This window comes from Caulobacter hibisci (genome assembly GCF_016135805.1).
GTDB lineage: Bacteria > Pseudomonadota > Alphaproteobacteria > Caulobacterales > Caulobacteraceae > Caulobacter > Caulobacter hibisci.
Map to the genome: position 1 here is coordinate 61,564 of NZ_JADWOX010000004.1, position 20,626 is coordinate 82,189.

The 20,626-nt window shown below is 66.0% G+C and carries 17 protein-coding genes; 16 read left to right on the forward strand and 1 reads right to left on the reverse strand.

Annotated elements, in window-relative coordinates:
* The first annotated feature begins 295 nt into the window (after nt 1-295).
* The 4 genes from I4Q42_RS08005 to I4Q42_RS08020 all read left to right on the forward strand — a co-directional run bounded on the left by I4Q42_RS08005 (nt 296) and on the right by I4Q42_RS08020 (nt 4,361).
* Nucleotides 296-1,987 (forward strand): Mu transposase C-terminal domain-containing protein, encoded by a 1,692-nt coding sequence (locus tag I4Q42_RS08005; protein WP_198575545.1) that lies wholly within the window; start codon nt 296-298, stop codon nt 1,985-1,987.
* 11 nt (nt 1,988-1,998) lie between these two features.
* Nucleotides 1,999-2,904: a TniB family NTP-binding protein gene (locus I4Q42_RS08010; protein WP_198575546.1), complete on the forward strand. Its 906-nt coding sequence runs from the start codon at nt 1,999-2,001 to the stop codon at nt 2,902-2,904.
* Nucleotides 2,901-3,917: a TniQ family protein gene (locus I4Q42_RS08015; RefSeq protein WP_198575547.1), complete on the forward strand. Its 1,017-nt coding sequence runs from the start codon at nt 2,901-2,903 to the stop codon at nt 3,915-3,917. The genes I4Q42_RS08010 and I4Q42_RS08015 overlap by 4 nt, the downstream gene beginning before the upstream one ends.
* 90 nt (nt 3,918-4,007) lie before the next feature.
* Complete coding sequence (locus I4Q42_RS08020) at nt 4,008-4,361, forward strand: hypothetical protein (RefSeq protein WP_198575548.1); 354 nt, start codon at nt 4,008-4,010, stop codon at nt 4,359-4,361.
* A 43-nt stretch (nt 4,362-4,404) separates the two neighbouring features.
* On the opposite strand, the gene I4Q42_RS08025 is transcribed toward I4Q42_RS08020, so the two are convergent.
* Nucleotides 4,405-4,812, reverse strand: a complete 408-nt coding sequence (locus tag I4Q42_RS08025; protein ID WP_198575549.1) for a MerR family transcriptional regulator — start codon at nt 4,810-4,812, stop codon at nt 4,405-4,407.
* A 68-nt stretch (nt 4,813-4,880) separates the two neighbouring features.
* Between I4Q42_RS08025 and I4Q42_RS08030 the strand changes: the two genes are divergently transcribed.
* The 12 genes from I4Q42_RS08030 to I4Q42_RS08085 all read left to right on the forward strand — a co-directional run bounded on the left by I4Q42_RS08030 (nt 4,881) and on the right by I4Q42_RS08085 (nt 20,548).
* Nucleotides 4,881-5,603, forward strand: coding sequence for a cation transporter (locus tag I4Q42_RS08030; RefSeq protein WP_232792969.1), 723 nt, complete (start codon nt 4,881-4,883; stop codon nt 5,601-5,603).
* A gap of 104 nt (nt 5,604-5,707) precedes the next feature.
* Entirely contained in the window at nt 5,708-5,977 is a 270-nt protein-coding gene (locus I4Q42_RS08035) for a hypothetical protein (protein WP_232792970.1), read from the forward strand.
* 56 nt (nt 5,978-6,033) lie between these two features.
* Nucleotides 6,034-7,260 (forward strand): TolC family protein, encoded by a 1,227-nt coding sequence (locus I4Q42_RS08040; protein WP_198575551.1) that lies wholly within the window; start codon nt 6,034-6,036, stop codon nt 7,258-7,260.
* 8 nt (nt 7,261-7,268) lie between these two features.
* A complete protein-coding gene (locus I4Q42_RS08045) occupies nt 7,269-8,492 on the forward strand; it encodes an efflux RND transporter periplasmic adaptor subunit (RefSeq protein WP_198575552.1) in 1,224 nt (407 codons plus the stop codon).
* Nucleotides 8,482-8,940, forward strand: coding sequence for a hypothetical protein (locus tag I4Q42_RS08050; protein WP_232792971.1), 459 nt, complete (start codon nt 8,482-8,484; stop codon nt 8,938-8,940). The genes I4Q42_RS08045 and I4Q42_RS08050 overlap by 11 nt, the downstream gene beginning before the upstream one ends.
* A complete protein-coding gene (locus I4Q42_RS08055) occupies nt 8,937-12,179 on the forward strand; it encodes a CusA/CzcA family heavy metal efflux RND transporter (protein ID WP_198575554.1) in 3,243 nt (1,080 codons plus the stop codon). The genes I4Q42_RS08050 and I4Q42_RS08055 overlap by 4 nt, the downstream gene beginning before the upstream one ends.
* Nucleotide 12,180: 1 nt before the next feature.
* Complete coding sequence (locus I4Q42_RS08060) at nt 12,181-12,522, forward strand: DUF190 domain-containing protein (RefSeq protein WP_198575555.1); 342 nt, start codon at nt 12,181-12,183, stop codon at nt 12,520-12,522.
* A gap of 68 nt (nt 12,523-12,590) precedes the next feature.
* Nucleotides 12,591-13,490: a cation diffusion facilitator family transporter gene (locus I4Q42_RS08065; RefSeq protein ID WP_198575556.1), complete on the forward strand. Its 900-nt coding sequence runs from the start codon at nt 12,591-12,593 to the stop codon at nt 13,488-13,490.
* Nucleotides 13,487-13,954, forward strand: coding sequence for an SRPBCC family protein (locus I4Q42_RS08070; protein WP_198575557.1), 468 nt, complete (start codon nt 13,487-13,489; stop codon nt 13,952-13,954). Before I4Q42_RS08065 ends, I4Q42_RS08070 begins: the two co-directional genes overlap by 4 nt.
* A gap of 48 nt (nt 13,955-14,002) precedes the next feature.
* Nucleotides 14,003-14,350, forward strand: a complete 348-nt coding sequence (locus I4Q42_RS08075) for a DUF190 domain-containing protein (protein ID WP_198575558.1) — start codon at nt 14,003-14,005, stop codon at nt 14,348-14,350.
* Between the two features lie 16 nt (nt 14,351-14,366).
* Nucleotides 14,367-16,394: a heavy metal translocating P-type ATPase gene (locus I4Q42_RS08080; RefSeq protein WP_198575559.1), complete on the forward strand. Its 2,028-nt coding sequence runs from the start codon at nt 14,367-14,369 to the stop codon at nt 16,392-16,394.
* 155 nt (nt 16,395-16,549) lie between these two features.
* Nucleotides 16,550-20,548, forward strand: coding sequence for a DUF4365 domain-containing protein (locus I4Q42_RS08085; protein WP_198575560.1), 3,999 nt, complete (start codon nt 16,550-16,552; stop codon nt 20,546-20,548).
* Nucleotides 20,549-20,626 lie beyond the last annotated feature (78 nt).

Genomic DNA, 20,626 nt, shown 5'->3' on the forward strand with positions numbered 1-20,626 from the left:
GCGCCAGCGAACGAGCCTGGCCGGCGCGGTGCGAAAGGCTGCAAGGCTGCCGGGAGTCATGTTGTCACGGGTCACAATAGTTGTCCCCAAAGCGGCGGTTAATGTCCGTCAAACGGGACAATAACTGTTCGGGTCGCGAGCCAACAATTGGGTTCGTTAAGGTTCCTGTCCGCCGAAGCGAGCCCCGAAAAACGTCAAAGTTTTTGTCCCAGCGCTAGGACCGAGATTTGGTGACTTGATGACCTAGGCACGCGAGCGTAAGCGGCATTTGGTTAATGGCGATAGGAGTCGCCGTTTGCCAAAGCTGTCATCCGAAGATTATGAGAGCAGCCTCCGTAGCCGGTTCAAAATCGCGCTCGCGTTCGCGCAGGGCGACATCGGCGTTGGGGAGCACCACGCAGCGGCCACAGCGCTCAAGATCTCACCCAAGACTCTACAGCGCGATATTAAGCGCGCGTCAGAGCAGACGACATTTGACGCTTGGCGCCCCGGAAAGCGCGGGCCGGTTAAAGGCACACGGCGCGTGGCGCCGGAAGTATTCGCGGTCGTGGAAGAGCACGTCTATGCGAATGCATCGACAAAGTTGAATGTCGCGAAGCTGGGCCGCGACGTTGACCACACTCTTCACAACAGAGGTTTCACCGCGCTTGATGTTCCGGCTTCATCGACGCTCGAGCGCTTGGTTAAAGACATCGAAGCGGCTGATCCCGCGCACTTCGCCAACCGGCGGCATGGCCGCGAAGGCCGGCGCGCTCATAGCCTCCAGATCGGGTCGTTGGTGACGACGCGGCCGTTGGAGATCGTCTGCATCGATCACACGCCGCTCGATCACCGCACCTTCGCGCTTGGAGACGAGGAGGTGGCCATTAAGCCCACCGGCACGGCAGCCCTAGACGTTCATACGGGGGTCTGCCTTGCTGCGTTCGTCTCCCTGTTTCCGCCAAACTCGACGACCGTCGCCCTTGCCATGGCGCTGAGCGCGATTTCGAAAACTGAGAGCCTCCGCGCCTACGGCATTCCTGGGGAGTGGGAGGCGGGTGGTCTGGGTGAAACGCTCTATGTCGACGGCGGGGCGGACCTGAAATCGAACGCCGTCCAGTGGGGATGCGACAGACACAACATCAAGCTACGGGTCGGTTGGCCAGGAAGGCCCGAGCGGCGCGCTCGCATGGAAAGGCTTTGGGGCACCCTTTCCAGTGAGGTTCACAGTTGGGAGGGCACGACGCTCTCCAACACGGTGGAATTGAACCGGCACGGCGGCCAGAAACCCGCGATGTGGGACCTCGAAGAAGTCCAGCGCCGCTTCCTTATCGCCGCGATGGAGTACAACAACGAGACCTACGGCGGGCCCAAGATCCCGCCGATCATGCAATGGCGTGATCAGTGTTCGCTCGCGGCTGTCAATCGACGCATCCCACGGGATCCGAGCCAGGTTTTCATCGACTTCTTGCCGTATAAGACTGCTGCGATCACGTTCGAGGGCATCAGGTTCGCCAATTGCTTCTTCCGATCGGGCGAACTGGCGAAGCTTCGCTACGAGGGCGTTGATTCCACGACGATCCGGTATGATCCACGTGACTTAAGTCGTCTTTGGATAGCCGGCGATCGCGGCTACGTGGCGATACCGAGAAGCTACCCAAAGAGCGCGCCGAAAGAACTTTTTGCGCTTCGTCACTGGGGCAAACGACAATCCCAGATCGCGCAAGAAAAGAAGGACTCGGAACTTCTACGCCAACTTGCCGCCGCTAAAACGAGGCGGGTGCCACTGAGCGGCCAAACGTATCCCCCCGAAATTGTTCAAGAAGCTGTCTCCGTACTCAAGGAGTGGCGTGAGCGCGAGCAGGCCCTGGCTCTGCCGCCGACACCACTTGCAACGTCGCAGGGACCTGACGCGCCCCACACGCCAGACGGAAATCCGGGTGATCAACCAGGCTCGGCGCTGGCGCCGAACTTCTCCATCCCAACCTTCAAGCCTCGTCTCAAATAGTGGAGGCGCCAGTGCGTCCAAACATCATCCCCCAGGCTGCGCGCCTGCTCAACGCCTCAAATGCGGCCCGCTTTTCGTTTATAGAGCGCGACAAGGTGATCGAGACGCCGAATTTCACGCTCATCCAGAATCGACTAGCCGAGCTTGAGGCCCACCATCGGGTCATCCGCCCGCCCAACCTCGCTATCGTCGGCGAGTCTGGCATAGGCAAGACCCACGCGCTCACCGATTTCGCAGACCATCGACCGCCACGCCGGTCCGCGGAAGGGCGATTGAAGGTTCGGGTGCTGCACGTCCAGTACCCGCCGCTTCCGGACAATCGCTGGCTGGCCGGATCCATGGCGAGCAAGCTGGGCTACCAGCTGGCTTTGCCGCGCGGCGAGATGGCGGTTTTCGAGCTCCTGGTCGACCTCCTCGAGGACGCCTCCACGCGTCTCATCATTGTTGAAGAACTGAACCAGCTCGCCGAGTGGCCTCGCTCGGAAGTCCGCGAATTTCACGGCATCATCCGTTGGCTATCGAACGAGTCTAAGGTCCCGATGGTGTTGTCAGGGACTGAGGAGGTGCTTGACCTGATCGACGGCGATGTCCAGCTGAGGCGACGGTTCGAACGCCTCATACTTTCGCCCTGGAAGCTGGACGAAGCCTTCGCGGGCTTCGTCAGCGGCTACCTACAAACCATACCGCTGCGTAATGAAACGGTGATCGATCGCAGCTTTATTGAAAGGCTGCACGAGGCCGCGGAGGGGATCACCGATACGACGGTCAAAGTGCTGCAAAATGCGGCCAAGCACGCGATCCTGGACGGCGCCGAAAAGATCGAGGCGCGCCACATCCAAAAAGACGCGACCCAACCGCCACCATCCACCGGCAAACGGCAGGTCGCGCGGCGAACCAAGCGCCGGCGCCTCAGGTGAGGGGGGCTTTTGCCTACGCGCCCCCCCTCGCCAACGACGAACTGCTCGGGTCGTGGATTCACCGGGTCGCGATCGGGCACGGCGTGAGCGGCAGCGCGTTTCTGCAGGGGGAGGTCGAGGACGTCGACTGGACGGCCGACGAGAACTTACTGCGCTGGCTGGCGCGTGGGTCGGGCCGATCGGTCATCCAGCTGCGATCGTGCACTCTCTCGCACCGCGTGCCCAAAGCTCAGAGGACCGACTTCGCTATGGCGTCGGGGCAGGTGTTTCCCGGCTGCCACGCCTACTGCCCAGGTTGCGGCGTCAGGGATCGCGAAGATCACGGCGAAGCCGTTCAGCGCCAAGCGAACGCTGGCCTGTGGCGCATTGCCTGTCCGGAGCATGGCTTGCTGTTGGACGGCGTCGACGACGAAGCGGAGTTGGAACCGGCGCCCCGGCGCCATAGCCGTCCCTGGTTGGAGGGGCGGCTACCGGTGGCCCGATCACGACGGGCGCCGGCGTTTGTGTTTGCTTTTGAGCGTGCGGTGAGGGCCGCCAGAGCGGGCCGGAGAACAGGCCGCTTCTGGATGATTGAAGCGCCGGAGGAGTTTTTGGCTTTGGCTCGAACGATCGCCAACCTCGCGCTGGTTCGCGCCGAATACGGTGTTCGCGGAGAGTGCGCTGCGGCCGCTCTGGTGGGCGGGCGGTTGGCCTTGCGGATCGGCGTCGATTTCTTCGATCCCCAGTGCCTTGACCGAGTCTCTACCCGGGCTCGCGTGCATGCGCTGACAGCGACCGCCATGCTCATGTTGAGCCCGAGCGGCGTCACCAGGCTCGACGTCGCCGGTTGGCCGCCCCTCCAGCCGCTTCTGGAGTCTCGGCGTCCGCCCAAAACGGCCTGGGAAGCTGCAGGCGCTGCGTGGGATTGGGATGTCGTGGAGTTGTTGCTGCCGCTGGCCGGCGACTGGCCAGCTGAGCTGAAGGAACCGGTTGAAGTGATGGTGGCGCTACGGAGAAACTATCTGGCCAGCTGATCCCTTAGCCACTGGTCGCGCCTTCCTGCCTGTCGCCTAAATTTGGCGATTTCGCTTGATCGTGGAACCTGCCCGACTCAGAATCGGGTCATGCAGCAGCAGGCAAGACGAGCGTCATTTGCAGACGAGGGGCGTGTCGCCCTATCCGTTCGGCTCCCGCGCGCCATGCATCGACGTATGCGCGAAATCGCCCTGCGCCGAGACGTCAGAGTCAACGATCTCTACCAAGACACCCTGCAGGAGTACATCGAGAGCGGTCAGGTGCGGCCGGCTCTGCTATTCTCGCCACCCGCGAGCGCGCAGCCCGTGACGCTCTGGCTGGCGCCTGAGTTCATGGCCAAGTTTCGCACGACGATAGAGCGGCACGATTGGTTACCGGGCAGCCTAGTGCTGACAGCTGTCGTGGAAGCGTTCGGTCTGGAAGATCTGTCGGTCGCTGGATGACCGGTTGGAGCAGAGGCCAGGCGTCAGTTTCTCTGCGCACGTCCTAGGCTGCCGCGGGCGAACCGGCCAACGCCTCAATCACCCGGCAATCAGCGGCCCGTCCGTCACAGGTCGCGGCCACCATCCGCCGCAGTTCGACACGCAAGGTTTCTAGTTGGGCGATCTTCGCCTCGACGTCGTCGAGCTGGCGGGAGGCCAGTGCATTGGCTTCGCCGCAGGGGCGCTCAGGATTGTCGGAAAGGTCAAGGAGGTTGCGTATCGCCTCAACTGAGAAGCCGAGCTGGCGCGCGTGGCGGATGAACGCCAGACGGCGGACAGCGGTCTTGTCATAGACGCGCCGATCTTTGGCAGTCCGGATCGGCTCCGGCAGCAGCCCAATCTCCTCATAGAAGCGAATGGTCGGGATCTTTACGTCCGAGGCCTTGGCCAACTGGCCAATCGATAGGGTCATTGAATTGTCTCCTCGGACGCAAATAGGCCCTTGATCCTCTAGTGGCTAGAGGATGCATGGGTGGCGCCATGAGCGACTCTTGTTCCAGTAAGTCAGTCGCCTTGAGCTGCGGTTGCGGCGCCGAGGTGAAGTTCGACGGCGCCACCCCAGCCTATCGCCGCGCCTTGGGCTGGGTGATCGCGATCAATCTTGTCGGCTTCGTCGTCGTGCTGATCGGGGGCTTGATCCAGGGCTCGGCGTCCTTGTCAGCCAACGCCCTGGACTTCCTGGCCGACAGCGCCACCTACACCATCAGCCTGTGGGCAATCGGGCGCTCTGTGGGCGTTCGCACGGCCGCGGCGCTTTTCAAGGGCGTCAGTCTCGGCGCGGTCGCCCTGTCTGTTGCCGGCTTCGCCGCCTGGCGGGCCTGGAGCGGCGCGGCGCCCTCCGGCGAGGCCATCTCGGCCCTAGGACTGTTCGGCGCCCTCGCCAATCTGGCCGCCGCGGGGCTGCTCGTGCGCTACCGCGACGGCGACGCCAACGTCCGGTCGGTCTGGCTCTGCACCCGCAACGACCTGATCCAGTGTCTAGCAGTCGCCGCCACCGGCGGCCTGGTGTGGCTAACCGGCTCGCGCTGGCCAGACCTCATCGTCGGCCTGCTGCTGGCCGGTGTCTTCCTGAGCTCGGCCTACCAGATCATCCGCCAGGCCCGCGCTGAACACCGCGCCGCTCTGGCCCCCACACGACCGGCCAGCTCCCAGCCAGACCGTGATCATGTAACGCATTCCCACGCCTCGCGGCGGACGCTATAGGGCAGGTGATGACAGGCTTGATGACATGGTTCCGGCAGGCGGGAGGCGCTTTAATCGCCTGTCTTCTGCTTGCCCTCGTTGTCGCGCCCACCCTCGACACAGCTATGTGCGCCACCGACGGCGAGCGGTCATCCGCGACCAGCGTCCAAGTCGTCGATCAAAGCGTCGACGTCGATCATAAGAACAGCAATGATCACGATGGCGGCGCGGATGTTTGCATCCACGGCCATTGCCACCACGCCTCGCCCATCATCGGCGGCGAAGGCCTGCTGTACAGCGCCCGCGATCCACTGACCTCGCACACCGCGCCGCGGAACCTCGGCGTTCCGCCGTCTTCCGCCCCGGACCGCCTCGAAGAGCCTCCTCGCGCCTGACCCGGCCGCGCTTACGCGCGTGTTCGCCTTCGTCAGAACGCAAGTAGGGATCTCCCATGCCATCGCTATCTGCCTGGCCCGTCGCCTTCGGCGCGGTCCTAGGCCTCGTGAGCCTCGGCGCGCCCATCGGCGCGGCCGCTGCTCCGGTGACGCTCGCCGCCGCGCTTGAACGCGCTCAGGCTCAGTCACCACTCATCACCTCGGCCCAGGCCGCCCTGGCCGCCGCCCAAGGACGGGCTCGCCAAGCCGGTTTCGCACCCAACCCTGAAGCCAGCCTTCAAAGCGAGAATATCGCTGGCTCTGGACCCTATGACGGGTTTTCCAGCGCCGAGACGACGTTCTCGATCGGTCAACGGCTTGAACTGGGCGGCAAGCGCCGTACCCGCGCGGCGGCCGCCCAGGCCGAGGTTGAGGCCGCGGTCGTGCGCGTCGCCATCGCCCGCGCGGACCTGACCCAAGAGGTGAAGGCCCAGTACGCACAGGCCCTTCAGGCCGATGCCCGCGTCGCTTTGGCCCAGGAGGCCGCCGAGCGGGCGCATGATCTGGCCGGCGTCGCCGCCACATTGGTCGAAGCCGGGCGCGAGCCGCCGCTGCGGGCTCTGCGCGCCAGGACCGCCAGCGACGAAGCAGAAGCCGCTGTCCTAGCGGCGCAGGCCCAGGCCGCCGCGGCCCGACGCGCCCTGACGAGCCTTTGGGCCGACCCAGATCCGCAAATCGAACTGGTTGAACCCTTAGGGACGCCGGCTCTGCCCGCTGTGATCGATCCGACAGCCTCCCTGGATGTCCGATTGGCGCAGGCCGAGCGCGCCAGCGCCGAGGCTGCGATCGATCGTGAGCGGGCGGCGGGCAAGCCCGACCTGACCGTCCAGGCCGGGGTTCGCCGCTTCGAGCAGACGGGGGACCAGGCGCTGATCGTCGGGTTCACCGCACCCATCCCGATCCGCGACCGGAACCAGGGCAACGTCGCGGCCGCCCGGGCGGACGCCAACGCCGCCGAGGCGCGTGAGCGCCTGGCGCTGGCGCGGTCGGTCCGCGCGGTGCGTGACGCCCAGGCCTCGCTCAAGGCCGCCGAGGCCAGGCTCGAAGTGCTTTCCAGCCGGACGGTTCCGCAGGCTCAGCAAGCCGTGGACCTGGCGCGCCAGGGCTTCCAGGCCGGGAAGTTCTCTCTGCTCGACGTGCTGGACGCCCAGGCCGCCCTGTCGGCCTCTCGCAACGACCTCATCGCCGCGCGCCTTGAGCGCGCCACGGCGCTGGCCGCGCTCGAACGCGCCGCCGCGCAATAGGACCTGACATGACCAGAACCACTGACAAGACCAAGCTGCTGGCCGCCGTGGCGATCAGCAGCCTGATTGCAGCCAGCGCCGGCGCCCTGATCGGCCGCTCGCTTCTGGCGCCGAAAGCTCCCGCCCAAGCAACGTCCGTGAAGGCCGAGCAACGCGAAGAGGGCGAAGCGGGCCACGCCGAAGGCGAGGCCAAGGCCGGAGAGAAGGAAGAAGAAGGCCATATCGAAATGAACGCCGAGCGGCTTGCCGCGTCCGGCATTCGAGTCGAGACGCTGGCGACGGGCGGGCTCTCGGCCGGCATCGTAGCTCAGGCCTCCGTGGTGGGATCCCCGGACGGCGCCGCGACGCTGGCGGCCCGCGCCGACGGCGCCGTGGTGCGGATCAACAAGCGCCTGGGCGACACCGTCGCGGCCGGCGAGGCCCTGGCCTCGATCGAAAGCCGCGACGCGGCGGCCATCAGTTCCGAACGGTCAGCGGCCGCCGCCAAGGCTACGGCCGCCCGCCAGGCCTTCGCCCGCGAAAAGCGCCTGTTCGACGCCAAGATCACGGCGCGTCAGGACTTGGAAGCCGCTCAGGCCGAGGTCGCGATCGCCGAGGCCGAGTTGCGCCGCGCTTCCAGCGCCGGGGCCGCCGCCGGCGTGAGCGCCAATGGACGGTATGTGATCGTCTCCAGCCCCATCTCCGGGAAGATCACCGCCGCGCCGCTGGTCCTTGGATCGTACGTAACGGCGGGCACGGAACTCTTCCGGGTCGCTAATCCCCGCAAGATCGAGGTCCAGGCTTCACTGCCCGCCTCGGACGCCGCCCGCATCGCGGCCGGCGACCAAGCGCTGATCGAGACTTCGCAAGGCACGATTCCCGCCCTCGTCCGGTCGATCACGCCAGGCGTCGACGTCGAAAGCCGCGCGGCGACCGCCATCCTCACCCTGGCGCAAGGCCAGGCGGGCCTTGTTCCCGGCCAGGCGGTGCGCGTTCGGATCGTTCCGCGCGGCGCAGCCGCCACGGATCGTTTCTCGGTCCCCGAAGAGGCGGTCCAATCGGTCGAGGGCGCGGACAGCGTGTTCGTGCGCGGCCAGGACGGCTTCACGGCCCGTCCGGTCAAGATCGGCCGGCGCGGCGGCGGGCGCATCGAGATCCTGTCGGGCGTCAATGCCGGCGAGCAAATCGCCGGCCAGGGCGCGTTCCTCCTGAAGGCTGAACTTGGCAAGGGGGAGGCCGAGCATGGGCACTAAGCGCGCGATCATGAAGCCTCTCTTCATCGTGGCCGGCGCCTTCGGGGTCCTGGCCCCCTTGGCCCTGATCGCGACAACCGCGCAGGCGCAGGGGCGTCTGAAACCCCAGCCCATCTTCGCGCTGCTGAGCCAAGGCCATTTGAAGGTCCTGACGGCATCCGCTTGGAGCGAGCTTGACGGGTTGAGCGTGTCCGGACTTGTTCGCCGCGCGCCGCTCTGGAAAACCAATGTTACGGGACACCTCGACATCGAGGCCTTCGACCAGGCAGGCCGTCGTTTGGGTTCGACGTCCGCTGTCTGGCGCGGCTCGCTCGGATCAAGCGGTCACAATGAGGCCGCCCGCTACAACGCTCGCCTTGCGGGCGTGAACCCGGCCGAGGTGATGCGCGTCGCGGTCACCTACCATCCCGTCGCGCACGCGGCCGAGCCTATGGAGGCCGCGCGATGATCGGCAGGATTCTCGATTTTTCCGTCCGCGCGCGCTGGGCGGTCATCGGCGTGGTGGCGTTGATAGCCGCGCTGGGCGTTTACAACCTGGTCCGGCTGCCGATCGACGCGGTGCCCGACATCACCAACAAGCAGGTGCAGATCAACACCGTCGTTCCGGCCTTGGCTCCGGCCGAGGTCGAAAAGCTGGTCACCTTCCCGGTCGAAACCGCCATGTCCGGGATCCCCGGCCTGGAAAGCACGCGCTCGATTTCCCGCAATGGCTTTTCCCAGGTCACCATCGTCTTCAAGGAAAACACCGACCTCTATTTCGCCCGCCAGCAGGTCTCCGAACGTCTGACCGGGGTTGGCCAGACCCTGCCCGAAGGCGCCCAGCCCGCCATGGGTCCGATCTCGTCGGGTCTGGGCGAGGTTCTGATGTGGACGGTCGCCTACGACCATCCCGGCGGACGCGGCGCCAAGGTCAAGGACGGCGCGCCCGGCTGGCAATCTGACGGCGCCTATCTGACGGTGACGGGCGAGCGGCTTACCGACGCCACCGCCCAGGCGGCCTATCTGCGCGAGGTGCAGGACTGGATCGTCCGGCCGCAGATGCGCGGCGTGGCGGGGGTCGCCGGCGTCGACTCGATTGGCGGCTATGAAAAGCAATTCGCTGTCCAGGCCGATCCCGCGCGCATGGCGTCCTATGGCGTCTCATTTAGCGAGCTCGGCAAGGCGCTGGAGGCGGCGAACATCGCCGTGGGCGCTAACTTCATGGAACGCGGCGGCGAGGCCTATCTGGTCCGCGCCGATGCGCGCGTGCGCAACATCGACGAGATCGCCAACGCCACGGTCGCCATGCGGCAGGGCGTCTCGATCCGGGTCGCCGATGTCGCCACCGTCAAGGTCGGCGGCGGCCTGCGGACCGGCGCGGCTTCCGAGAACGGCGAAGAAGTGGTGGTCGGCACCGTCCTGATGCTGACAGGCGAGAATAGCCGCACCGTGGCCGGCGCCTCGGCCGAAAGGCTCAAGGAGATCGCCAAGAGCCTGCCGCCCGGGGTGAAGGTGCAGATCACCTATGATCGCTCCAAGCTGGTCAACGCCACCATCAAGACCGTCGAGAAAAACCTCGTTGAAGGCGCCTTGCTGGTCATCGTGGTGCTCTTCCTGCTCCTGGGAAACTTCCGGGCGGCCTTGATCACCGCCTTAGTCATCCCGCTGTCGATGCTGATGACGGCGATCGGCATGAACAGGCTCGGCGTCTCGGGCAACCTGATGAGCCTGGGCGCGCTGGACTTTGGCCTAATCGTCGACGGTGCGGTGATCATCGTCGAAAACAGCCTGCGCCGCCTGGCCGAACGCCAGCACCATGAGGGCCGGCTGCTGACCCTCGACGAGCGTCTTCGCGAGACCCGCGAAGCGGCCCGCGAGATGATTTCTCCGACCGTCTACGGCCAGGCGATCATCCTGCTGGTCTACGCGCCGCTGCTGACCTTCACGGGGGTGGAGGGCAAGACCTTCTCGCCGATGGCCATCACCGTGATGCTGGCCCTGGCCGCGGCCTTTGTGCTGTCGCTGACCTTCATCCCGGCGATGATCGCGCTGCTCATTCGCGGCAAGGTCGCCGAGAAGGAAGTGGCCATGGTCCGCTGGACCAAGGTTCGCTACGAGCCGCTGCTGCGCAAGGCGGTCGCCAAGCCCTGGCCGGTGATCGGCGCGGCCGTGGGTATGTTCGTCCTGGCCATGATCACCTTCTCGTTCCTGGGCCGGGAGTTCACGCCCCAGCTCGATGAGAAGGACCTGGCCGTCCAGGCCCTGCGGATCCCGTCCACGTCCCTGGAGCAGTCGCTGCGCATGCAGCGGCAGATCGAACGGACGCTCGCGGGCTTCCCCGAAGTGGAGTTCGTCTATTCCAAGACCGGCACCGCCGAGGTCGCCAGCGATCCCATGCCGCCCAACGCATCGGACAGCTTCATTATCCTGAAACCCCAGGACGAATGGCCCAACAAGAAGGAGAGCAAGGCGCAGCTCGTTGCCCGCATGGAGGAGAAGCTTGAGGGCCTGACCGGCAACGTCTACGAGTTCAGCCAGCCGATCCAGATGCGGTTCAACGAACTGATCGCCGGCGTGCGCGGCGATGTGGCGATCAAGGTCTACGGCGATGACCTGGACGCCATGACCGCCAGCGCCGGCCAGATCGCCAAGGCGCTGCAGAGCGTCAAGGGCGCGGCCGACGTCAAGGTCGAACAGACCTCGGGCTTTCCGACCCTGGATGTGTCGCTGGACCGCGACGCGATCGGGCGTTTGGGCCTGACCGTGGAAGAGGTCGCCGACACGCTGGCGGTGGCCATGGGCGGACGCGAGTCCGGCCTGGTGTTTCAGGGCGACCGGCGCTTCGACATCGTCGTGCGTCTTCCCGACGCCACCCGAAACGACTTGGACGCCGTCGGCGCGCTGCCAGTGATGCTGCCTGAAAGGGCAGGGGGCGGCGCGCGCCTGTCGGTGCCGCTGCGTGACGTGGCCCGGTTCTCCTACTCGGAAGGCCTCAACCAGGTCAGCCGGGAGAATGGTAAGCGCCGGGTCGTGGTGCAGGCCAATGTGCGCGGCAACGATCTGGGCTCGTTCGTCGCCGACGCCCAGGCCAAGGTCGATGCGCAGGTCAAGCTGCCGGCCGGCTCCTGGGTCGAGTGGAGCGGACAGTTCGAGAACCTCAAGGCCGCGCAATCGCGCCTGGCCCTGGTCGTTCCACTCTGCTTCCTGCTGATCTTCGCCCTGCTTTACATGGCGTTGGGGGGCTTCGCCCCGGCCCTGGCGGTGTTCTCGGCCATCCCCCTGGCCTTGGCCGGCGGGGTGTTTGGCCTAGCGCTGCGGGGCATCCCGTTCTCGGTCTCGGCTGCGGTCGGGTTCATCGCGCTATCGGGCGTGGCCGTGCTCAACGGCCTGGTGATGATGACCGCCATTCGTCAGCGCCTCGCCCAGGGCTTCGACCTGGAAAAGGCGATCATCGACGGGGCCATGGAACGATTACGCCCGGTGATGATGACCGGTCTGGTCGCCTCCCTGGGCTTTGTGCCCATGGCCCTGGCCACCGAGACCGGCGCGGAGGTCCAGCGCCCACTGGCCACCGTGGTCATCGGCGGCCTGATCACCGCCACCGCCCTGACCTTGTTCGTCCTGCCGGCGATCTGCCGTTTCGTCCTGCGCAAGACGCCCAAGGCCTCGGTGGAGCGTTCCGCGCCGTCCCAAGAGCAAGGAGCCTAAGATGACCCCCGGGCAAGCACTGCTGCTGCGGATCTACACCGACGAAAACGCCATGACCGGCGATCGGCGCTTCTTCGACATCCTGGTCGAACGGGCCCGAGCGATGGGATTGGCCGGCGCGACCGTTCTGCGGGGACTGCGAGGCTTTGGGGCCTCCAGCACCCTGCACGGCGGCCAGCCCTTCGATCTGGCGCCCAACCTGCCGGTGGTGGTGGAGATCGTCGATGAAGAGGCCGCGCTCAAGGCCTTCATCGACACCCTGACCCCAAATGACGAGGTGGGGCTGGTGACCTTGGAGAAGGTCGAAGTGGTCCGCTACGGCGGCCATCGACGCGGCTTCTGACGTCTTGTCGGCGCGTCGCCGATCGCGGCGCGCCGGACCCTTTTTCCCTGAATGACGGAGATCCGCCCATGGGCGCGGAACACGGACACGACCACACCGGCGGCCAGACCAACGGCAAGATGCTGGCCATCGCACTGGGCCTGACCTCGACCTTTCTGATCGCTGAGATCGTCGCCGGCATTCGGTTCAACAGTCTGGCGCTGCTGTCGGACGCCGCGCACATGTTCACCGACGCCGCGGCCTTGGCTGTGGCCCTGGTGGCCATCAAGATCGGCGCGCGCAGCGCCGATGATCGCCGAACCTTCGGCTATCGCCGTTTCGAGATCATCGCCGCAGCCTTCAACGCCGTCCTGCTGTTTGGCGTGGCGATCTACGTCCTAATCGAGGGTGTCAAACGGATCGTCGACCCCGAACCGGTCCAGTCGACCGGCATGCTGGTGGTCGCCGTCCTGGGTCTGGTCATCAACCTGATCGCCATGCGCCTGCTCAAGGCCGGCAAGGACAAAAGCCTCAACGTCAAAGGCGCCTATCTCGAAGTCTGGGCCGACATGCTCGGCTCGCTGGGTGTCATCGTCGGCGCCCTCGTCATCAAGCTGACCGGCTGGCGGTTCGTCGATCCGATCGTGGCTATCGCGATCGGGCTGTGGGTGCTGCCGCGCACCTGGTTGCTGCTCAAGAACGCCACCCAGATCCTGCTCGAGGGCGCGCCGAGCGGCGTCGATCTGACCAAAATCCGCGCGACCATGGCGGCCACGCCTGGCGTCGCCTCGGTCCACGATCTGCATGTTTGGGTGAGCGGCGCCGACCAGCCCAGCTGCACCGCGCATCTGGTGCTCGCCCCGGGCGCTGATTTCGAGGTCGTGCGCCTGGCCGTGGCCGGGCGGCTGCAGGACGACTTCGATCTGCATCACCTGACGCTCCAGACCGAACGCGCGGCCTGCGCCGGCCAGGAAGAGGTCCATTCATGACACCTTCCGAACCGCAAAATGCGCTCACCCTGACGACCCGCCAGGTCCTCGCCGTAAAACCCCAGGCAGTTTTCAAACTGCTCACCGACTTTCCCGCCTACGGCGCCTGGGCCCCGTTTCTGACGCTCGCGCCGGCCGGAAAACATGCCGAGGCGGGCCAGCTGGATTTCCGGATTCGGGTCGGCAAGCTGCCGATCCCCATCTCAATGGCGGGTGAGATCGTCACCCAACAGCCCCCGCGCCTGATCGCCTGGCGCATGGGCGGCTATGGCATCCGACTGCTTGAGACCTTCCGTCTCGATCCGGTTCCGCAAGGCGCTCGCGTCATCCACACCGTTCAGTGCGTCGGCGGGCTCAAGGGCGTCCTCGGGGAAAGCCTGCTTCGCACCTATGGCGGCGTGATGCGCCAGCTCGACGTGGCGCTCGCCCGTCGCCTGACCAAACCCCGAAAGATCCACCGTTGATGCGTTCCGCGCATTCATCCTCAAGACCGCTTAGCCAAGGAGCGCCCCATGGCGTCTGATCGCCTTCACCTGTTGCGGGTTTATACCGACGCGGACGCGATCCTGGAGGGGCAGCCTTACGCGCAGGCGCTCCTGGCTCGGGCCCGCACGCTGGGCGTCGCCAACGGCGCGATCCTGCAGGTCATCGATGCTTACGGGGACGCGGGCATCGTGCATGGCGCCAAGGCGGTCGATCTGGCGCCCCGCCGGCACGTCATCGTCGAACTGGTCGATGAAGAACCTCGTTTGCGGGGGTTTCTGGACAGCCTGGGCCAGGGCGAGGAGGTCGGCCTAGTCACCCTTGAAACCATCGCGATCGTCGCGCACGGCGGCCACCGCCATCACGCTAAATCCTGATCTTGGAGACGCCGACATGGCCACCACCCAGCCGCACTCCGAGACGAGCGACCAATCCGGGCACGACCACAGCGACCATGACCCCGGCGACGCCGGCGGTCATGGTCACACGCACGGCGGGATATTCGGGGAACGCACCGAGCTGATCTTCGCGATCGGTTCGGGCGTCGCCCTGGCGGCGGGGTGGTTGATTAGCCTGCGCGCGCCGGGCCTGGCGCCGCTGATCTGTTTCCTGATCGCCTATGGGCTGGGCGGGTACTTCACGCTGAAGGAGGCCATCGAGAACCTGCGCAAGCGTCAGTTCGAGATCGACAGCCTGATGCTGGTGGCGGCCGCCGGGGCGGCGGCCCTGGGCCAGTGGGCCGAGGGGGCGCTACTGCTGTTCCTGTTCAGCATCGGCCATGCGCTGGAGCATTTCGCGATGGGCCGCGCGCGTCGCGCCATCGAGGCCCTGGCCAAGCTGGCGCCGGAGCGCGCCAGTGTTCGGCGGGGCGACACCGTGGTCGAGGTGCCTGTCGAGGACCTGCAGATCGACGACATCGTGCTGGTGCGCCCCAATGAGCGGATCGCTTCTGATGGCGTGGTCGTCGCCGGGGACAGCAGCGTCGATCAGGCTCCGGTAACCGGTGAGAGCGTACCGGTCGATAAACGGCCGGTTTCCGACCCGGCCTTGAGTTTCGAGCGCGCTAGCGCCGAGCACCGGGTGTTCGCCGGCACGATCAACGGGGCGGGGGCGCTTGATGTTCGGGTGGCGCGCAAGGCGTCCGAGACCACCCTGGCCCGGGTCGTCAAGATGGTCGCCGAGGCCGAGGCCCAGCGTTCGCCTACCCAGCAGTTCACCGACAAGTTCGAGCGGATCTTCGTGCCGGCGGTGCTGATCGGGGTCGGTCTTCTAATGCTCGCCTTCCTGGTCATCGACGAGCCGTTCAGCGTCAGCTTCTACCGCGCCATGGCGGTGCTGGTCGCCGCCAGTCCCTGCGCCCTGGCGATCTCGGTGCCCAGCGCGGTCCTTAGCGGCGTGGCTCGGGCCGGTCGCGGCGGCGTCCTGGTCAAGGGCGGCGGCCCCCTGGAGAATCTGGGGACCCTCAGCGCCATGGCCTTCGACAAGACCGGGACCCTCACGGAGGGCAAGCCGCGCGTGACCGATGTGCAGCCGATCCAGGGCGTTGAGGAGCGTGAGCTACTCGCCGTGGCGGTCGCCGTCGAGGCGCTGAGCGACCACCCCTTGGCCGCGGCGGTCGTGCGTGATGGGGGCGAACGTCTGGGCGACCACACGCCGCCGGTCGCTGAAGGGGTCAACAGCCTGACCGGCAAGGGCGTGCAGGCGAAGGTGTCGGGTTCGGCGGCGATCATCGGCAAGCCAGGCCTGTTCGACGGCAAGGACGCGCCGGTCATGACAGACGCCGTGCGCACTCTGGCCGAGGACCTGGAGGCGCAGGGGCGGACGGTTATGGTCGTCCATCATGGTGACCGCTTCCTGGGCGTCTTGGGCTTGATGGACACGCCCCGGTCGGCCGCCAGGAACGTCATCCAACGGCTCCGAAAGCTGGGGATCAAGCGCATCGTCATGCTGTCGGGCGACAACCAGACCGTCGCCGACGCCGTGGCCAAGGAACTGGGCCTGGACGAGGCGCGGGGCGGCCTGATGCCCGAGGACAAGGTTGCGATCATCAAGGAGCTGGCGGCCAAGGAAGGCAAGGTCGCCATGGTCGGCGACGGCGTCAACGACGCGCCGGCCATGGCCAACGCGACCGTCGGTGTGGCCATGGGCGCGGCGGGATCGGACGTGGCGCTGGAGACGGCCGACGTCGCCCTAATGGCCGACGATTTGAGCCATCTGCCATTCGCCGTCGGTCTCAGCCGGCAGACCAGCTGGATCATCAAGCAGAACCTCTGGGTCAGCCTCGGCATGGTGGCGGTGTTGATCCCCGCCACCCTCTTTGGCCTGAAGATCGGCGCAGCCGTGGTGTTCCACGAAGGCTCGACGCTCCTGGTGGTAGCAAATGCTCTGCGACTGTTGGCCTACCGAGATAGGACGGCGTGAGGCGGAAATAGACGTCGTACGCCGACCTGCGGGGGTGACGCGAGCCTCGCCCTCCGAGGCCGGTGGGGACGAGTTGGCAGGATTGCGTCGTAGGCAGGGAATCGGAGCTAAATGGGTTTTTGGCCCGATGATATTCACTTGGATTTCCATCCCTCATGGGTGCTCTGACCTACAGTCCGATGGAGATCAAAGGGGTCCTCGCGGTCGAGGCCTTCTTCAACAACGTGCTGGGCTGGATGTATCGCCGCCTGACCGAGCATGATTTTGGGATCGATGGTGAAGTTGAGCTGACTGACGCGGCCAGTCAGGCCACCGGCATTTTGCTCAAGGTCCAGGTAAAGTCGGGCCCGTCCTACTTCGAAAAGGGCGACGCCCAGCACATCTGGTTCTACCTCCCCACCGAGAAGATGGACTATTGGGACGGCCACTCCCTGCCGGTCCTGCTGGCGCTGCACGATCCCGACAGCGGTCGCACCTATTGGACGCGGGTGTCCAAGGGCACGGCGCATCAGACGCCTAGCGGCTGGCGCATCAATGTCCCCCGCGACCAATTTTTCGCCAAGTCCAGTAAGGCCGCCCTTGAAACGATCGCGCGCGAGCGGGTCGGGCAGGGCGGGGGAAGCCAGGCGATCCTGCCCACCAGTGACCCGCCGACGGCGTCCTCTCTAGCCGAGGCGGTGCGTAAGGGCCCTGCCGAGCCAGCGACGGAACAGGCCCCCGCCAAGGTCACCGCTGGCCCCCAGGGCGCGCCTCTGGACGAGCGCCTGCTCAACAAGGCCGACCCGCTGGCGATCGAAGCCGCGCTCGAGGCGATGTCTTGGAAGCAGGTCCTGAGCCTGGCCGCGGCGCATCTGGGACGGAGCGGCGGCGCGCCGGCCGGCCCCCGGGGCGCCGAAGACCCCGCGCTCCACGCCCGTATCGATACGCTCCGCGATCTTGACCGCGCAGGTTCGCCCCGGGTCGCTTACGAGCAGCTGCAGAGCCTGCTCGAAACGATCGATCGCACCGCCACGCCTCACGCTCTCTTTCGAGCTCAGTCGAATCTGGCTTCCGCAGCTTTGGACCTCGGCCGGGTCGAAGAGGCGGCGGCGAACTGGGAGGCGGCCTATGAGATCGAACCCACCAATTCCCACGCGATCGCCACCCTGGGCCTGGCGCGACTGATTCAGGGACGCATACCCGAGGCGCGCCAACTGGCTGAGCAAGCGATGTCGGGCCCGGCGCCCGAGAAGGCCGGCGTGTCGGTGCTTTTTCAGGCGTTGGCCCGTGACGAGACCTGGGACGGCGATCCAGAGGCCCTGATCCCTGACGCGCTCCGCTCGACCTTGGACGCTGACCTGGGTCGCGTTGAGTTTAAGCGTCGGCGGCGGGATCCCAGCTGGCGGGAAGCGGCGATCGAGGCGGCAAGGCGCCATCCCGACGAGGAGGTGTTCCGCTACAGCGCCGCCCACGCGGTCTTGGACATGGCCTCGCCGTTCCACGATCCGGCTCACCCCATCGATCAACGCGTTCATCGGCCCAACCTGGAGGCGGCGGCCAAACTTCTGGCTGAGCGGGCGGACGCTTGGCTGCGCGACGACTACCAGGATTTGTACGAACTTGAGGCGTACGCCAACAACGCAGCGGTGGCTTATCGCCTGCTGGGCGAGTTCGACCAGGCCAGAGCCCTGATCGACCGCACCCTGGCTGTTCATCCCGGGATGTTGGGGCTGCGCAAGCTGCAGGGCGTCATCGAGGCCATGGACGGCGACAAGGGGCGCGCCATAGAGCTGCTGTCGCTTGTCCCACAGGACGGTGAAGCCCAGCTCTATCGCGCGGAGCTCATAAGCCAGGACCAACCGCAAGAGGCGCTGACGGCGCTGCTGGCCATCCCCGATGAGATAGTTCCGGTCGAGCACAAGACGACCCGCTGGCTGATTATCGGCTCCATCGCGTTGCGGCTGCGCGATCGGGCCACCCTGGATCGCGCCAGCGCCCAGATCGCTCTTGATGCACCTCGCGCGCTCTTCGCGGACGTCTTCGAGATCGAGTGGGATGCACGGCACGGCCTTGATCACGCCGAGGTGCAGCGCCGCCTGCTCGACGTCGCCAGCCGGCTCGACGACGACACGACCCTGACCATACGCGCGTCGTTGGCCGATCTGCTGTGCCGCCACCAACTCTACTTCGAGGCGTCCGAGTGCCTCGAAGGCTATGTTGGTTTTTCTCAGCCCGACGAAGTCACGCTGCTCTACTTGCGCGCCCTGGCGTCCTCACGTCGTGACAAGCGCTTCCTGGCGGCGATCTCGCAAGCCAGCGACCTGGTTCGCAACGATCCCGCGGTGATCCGCATCGTCGCCTTGCACGCCTATAACGCCGGTGAGTTGGCCACGGCGGAAGTCGAGGCGCGCAAACTTGTCAAGGCGCAGGATGGCGAGCTTGAGCCAGTACTCCTTCTTCTGGACGTCCTGGCCCGGCGCGACGAGCGCCGCGCGATCGCCAAGGTCATGTCGCGCGACCTGGAGGGGCTGAGCGCCGACGGCCTGGACGAGCGCCTGAAGCTGGCCCGCTACCTCTTTGTCTTTGGCGATCGCGATCGGGCCCTTCGCTACTCCTATTGGCTTTCCTGGCGCTATCGGGACGACCGCCGCGCCTTGATGGCGCAATGTTTCCAGACGCTGGAAGCCACTCGCGTGGGAGCGCAGACCTCCTACGACGCCCGGATCGCCGCTGAAGACGTCTGCGTCGAAATTCGCACCGAGGACGAGACGATCCGCTTTGTCATCGAGCCCGATTCAAGGCTGCGGCAGCTGAGCGACCGGGCTTGGGAGCCCAGCCATCCGTTGGCCCAGGCGGCGCTTGGCAAGGCTGTCGACGACCAGGTCGAACTTCCCGATGGCGAGACCGGCCAGATCGTCTCGATCACCCACAAGTTCATCTCCCGCATGCAAGAGGCCGTCCAGACCCTGCATCGGCGCTTTCCCGACAATGCGGGCTTCCAGAAGTTCAAGGTCGATCCGGACGGGCCCGGCGGGTTCGACAAGTTCTATGCGAAGTTGAAAGAACAGACGGCGACGGTGGACGCCGCGCTTGAGGATTACAAAGCCGGACGGGCCTTGCTCAGCATGCTGGCTATGCAGCTTGGCTCGACGGCCCTGGACGTGGTCGAGGGCATGAAATTTGACGGGCCCCGGCTCGTCAACGCCGCAGGCTCGATCCCTGAGCGCCAGGCCGCCGGCGACGCGCTGACCGCAAGCGCTGGCAAGGGTTTCGTGATCGACACGGCCACCTTCTGGTGTTTGTGGCGCCTGCAGGCCGTGGATGCGGTCGTCCAGGTGCTGGGGAAGATGCACGTGTCCTCGGCGATCTTCGACGAGCTAGCGACGCGGCGGGACTACCTCGAGCCTCACACCCAGGACGGGCTTCAACAAGTTGGCCATCGGGACGGCCGGCCGACCCTCACTGAGACGTCCGCCGAAGCGATCCGCAACGGCATCGCTCTTGTCGAAGACGCCATCGCTTGGCTGAAGGCCAACGCTCGGGTCTGTCCGGCCCACACTCCCGAAAGCTTGCCCGACAACATCGCCCGAACCGTGGGTCAGATGCGCTTCCACTTCCTAGATGAGCTGTTCATCGCGCTCAACGAGGACCTGCTGCTGGTGTCGGACGACCTTCGGCTTCGCACTATGGCGAGCGAACTGGGCGTTGCGCGCGCTGCCTGGACGCAGTGGACTCTCGCCTTCGCGGCCGAGCAAACCGCGGCGACCCTGGACCAGTATATCGACTGGTCAGCCCAGCTGGTGGCAATGGGGCACATCTACATCGCCGTCACACCAGATCTCCTGCTGCGCGCCCTCCGGTGGGACGAGAAGGAGGGCATCGCACGCTCGCCCACCGGCCGGTTCTACTGGCTCGTGCGGGCGCTCGGCGGGGCCAGCGCCGAACCCGTCTCGCACCTGCGTGTGCTATGCGCGGTGATCGGAGTCCTCTGGCGGCGCCGAGAGCTGCTTTCGGTCCGGGAGTTCGCCACGGGCCTGCTGCTGGAACGGCTGGTGGTTGAACGCGACGATTCCGCCATCCTGATCAACGCCGTTGGCGAGGTCTTCGAGCGGGAGCCAAGGGTGCTGGCCTATATCACTGGGTGGCTGCGGGGCCATTTCCTGGCCCCATGGTGATCCGTAAGGCATGCGCTCTGCGATGACCGTACACGCTCTCAAGGACCTGATCACGCTAAGTCCTGGTAGCCGTAGCGC

Excerpts from the sequence above, each read along its gene's own strand:
- I4Q42_RS08020 (WP_198575548.1), top strand. The coding sequence starts at position 4,008 with ATGCAGCAGCAGGCAAGACGAGCGTCATTTGCAGACGAGGGGCGTGTC.
- I4Q42_RS08025 (WP_198575549.1), bottom strand. The coding sequence starts at position 4,812 with ATGACCCTATCGATTGGCCAGTTGGCCAAGGCCTCGGACGTAAAGATC.
- I4Q42_RS08030 (WP_232792969.1), top strand. The coding sequence starts at position 4,881 with ATGAGCGACTCTTGTTCCAGTAAGTCAGTCGCCTTGAGCTGCGGTTGC.
- I4Q42_RS08035 (WP_232792970.1), top strand. The coding sequence starts at position 5,708 with ATGTGCGCCACCGACGGCGAGCGGTCATCCGCGACCAGCGTCCAAGTC.
- I4Q42_RS08040 (WP_198575551.1), top strand. The coding sequence starts at position 6,034 with ATGCCATCGCTATCTGCCTGGCCCGTCGCCTTCGGCGCGGTCCTAGGC.
- I4Q42_RS08045 (WP_198575552.1), top strand. The coding sequence starts at position 7,269 with ATGACCAGAACCACTGACAAGACCAAGCTGCTGGCCGCCGTGGCGATC.
- I4Q42_RS08050 (WP_232792971.1), top strand. The coding sequence starts at position 8,482 with ATGGGCACTAAGCGCGCGATCATGAAGCCTCTCTTCATCGTGGCCGGC.
- I4Q42_RS08055 (WP_198575554.1), top strand. The coding sequence starts at position 8,937 with ATGATCGGCAGGATTCTCGATTTTTCCGTCCGCGCGCGCTGGGCGGTC.
- I4Q42_RS08060 (WP_198575555.1), top strand. The coding sequence starts at position 12,181 with ATGACCCCCGGGCAAGCACTGCTGCTGCGGATCTACACCGACGAAAAC.
- I4Q42_RS08065 (WP_198575556.1), top strand. The coding sequence starts at position 12,591 with ATGGGCGCGGAACACGGACACGACCACACCGGCGGCCAGACCAACGGC.
- I4Q42_RS08070 (WP_198575557.1), top strand. The coding sequence starts at position 13,487 with ATGACACCTTCCGAACCGCAAAATGCGCTCACCCTGACGACCCGCCAG.
- I4Q42_RS08075 (WP_198575558.1), top strand. The coding sequence starts at position 14,003 with ATGGCGTCTGATCGCCTTCACCTGTTGCGGGTTTATACCGACGCGGAC.
- I4Q42_RS08080 (WP_198575559.1), top strand. The coding sequence starts at position 14,367 with ATGGCCACCACCCAGCCGCACTCCGAGACGAGCGACCAATCCGGGCAC.
- I4Q42_RS08085 (WP_198575560.1), top strand. The coding sequence starts at position 16,550 with ATGGGTGCTCTGACCTACAGTCCGATGGAGATCAAAGGGGTCCTCGCG.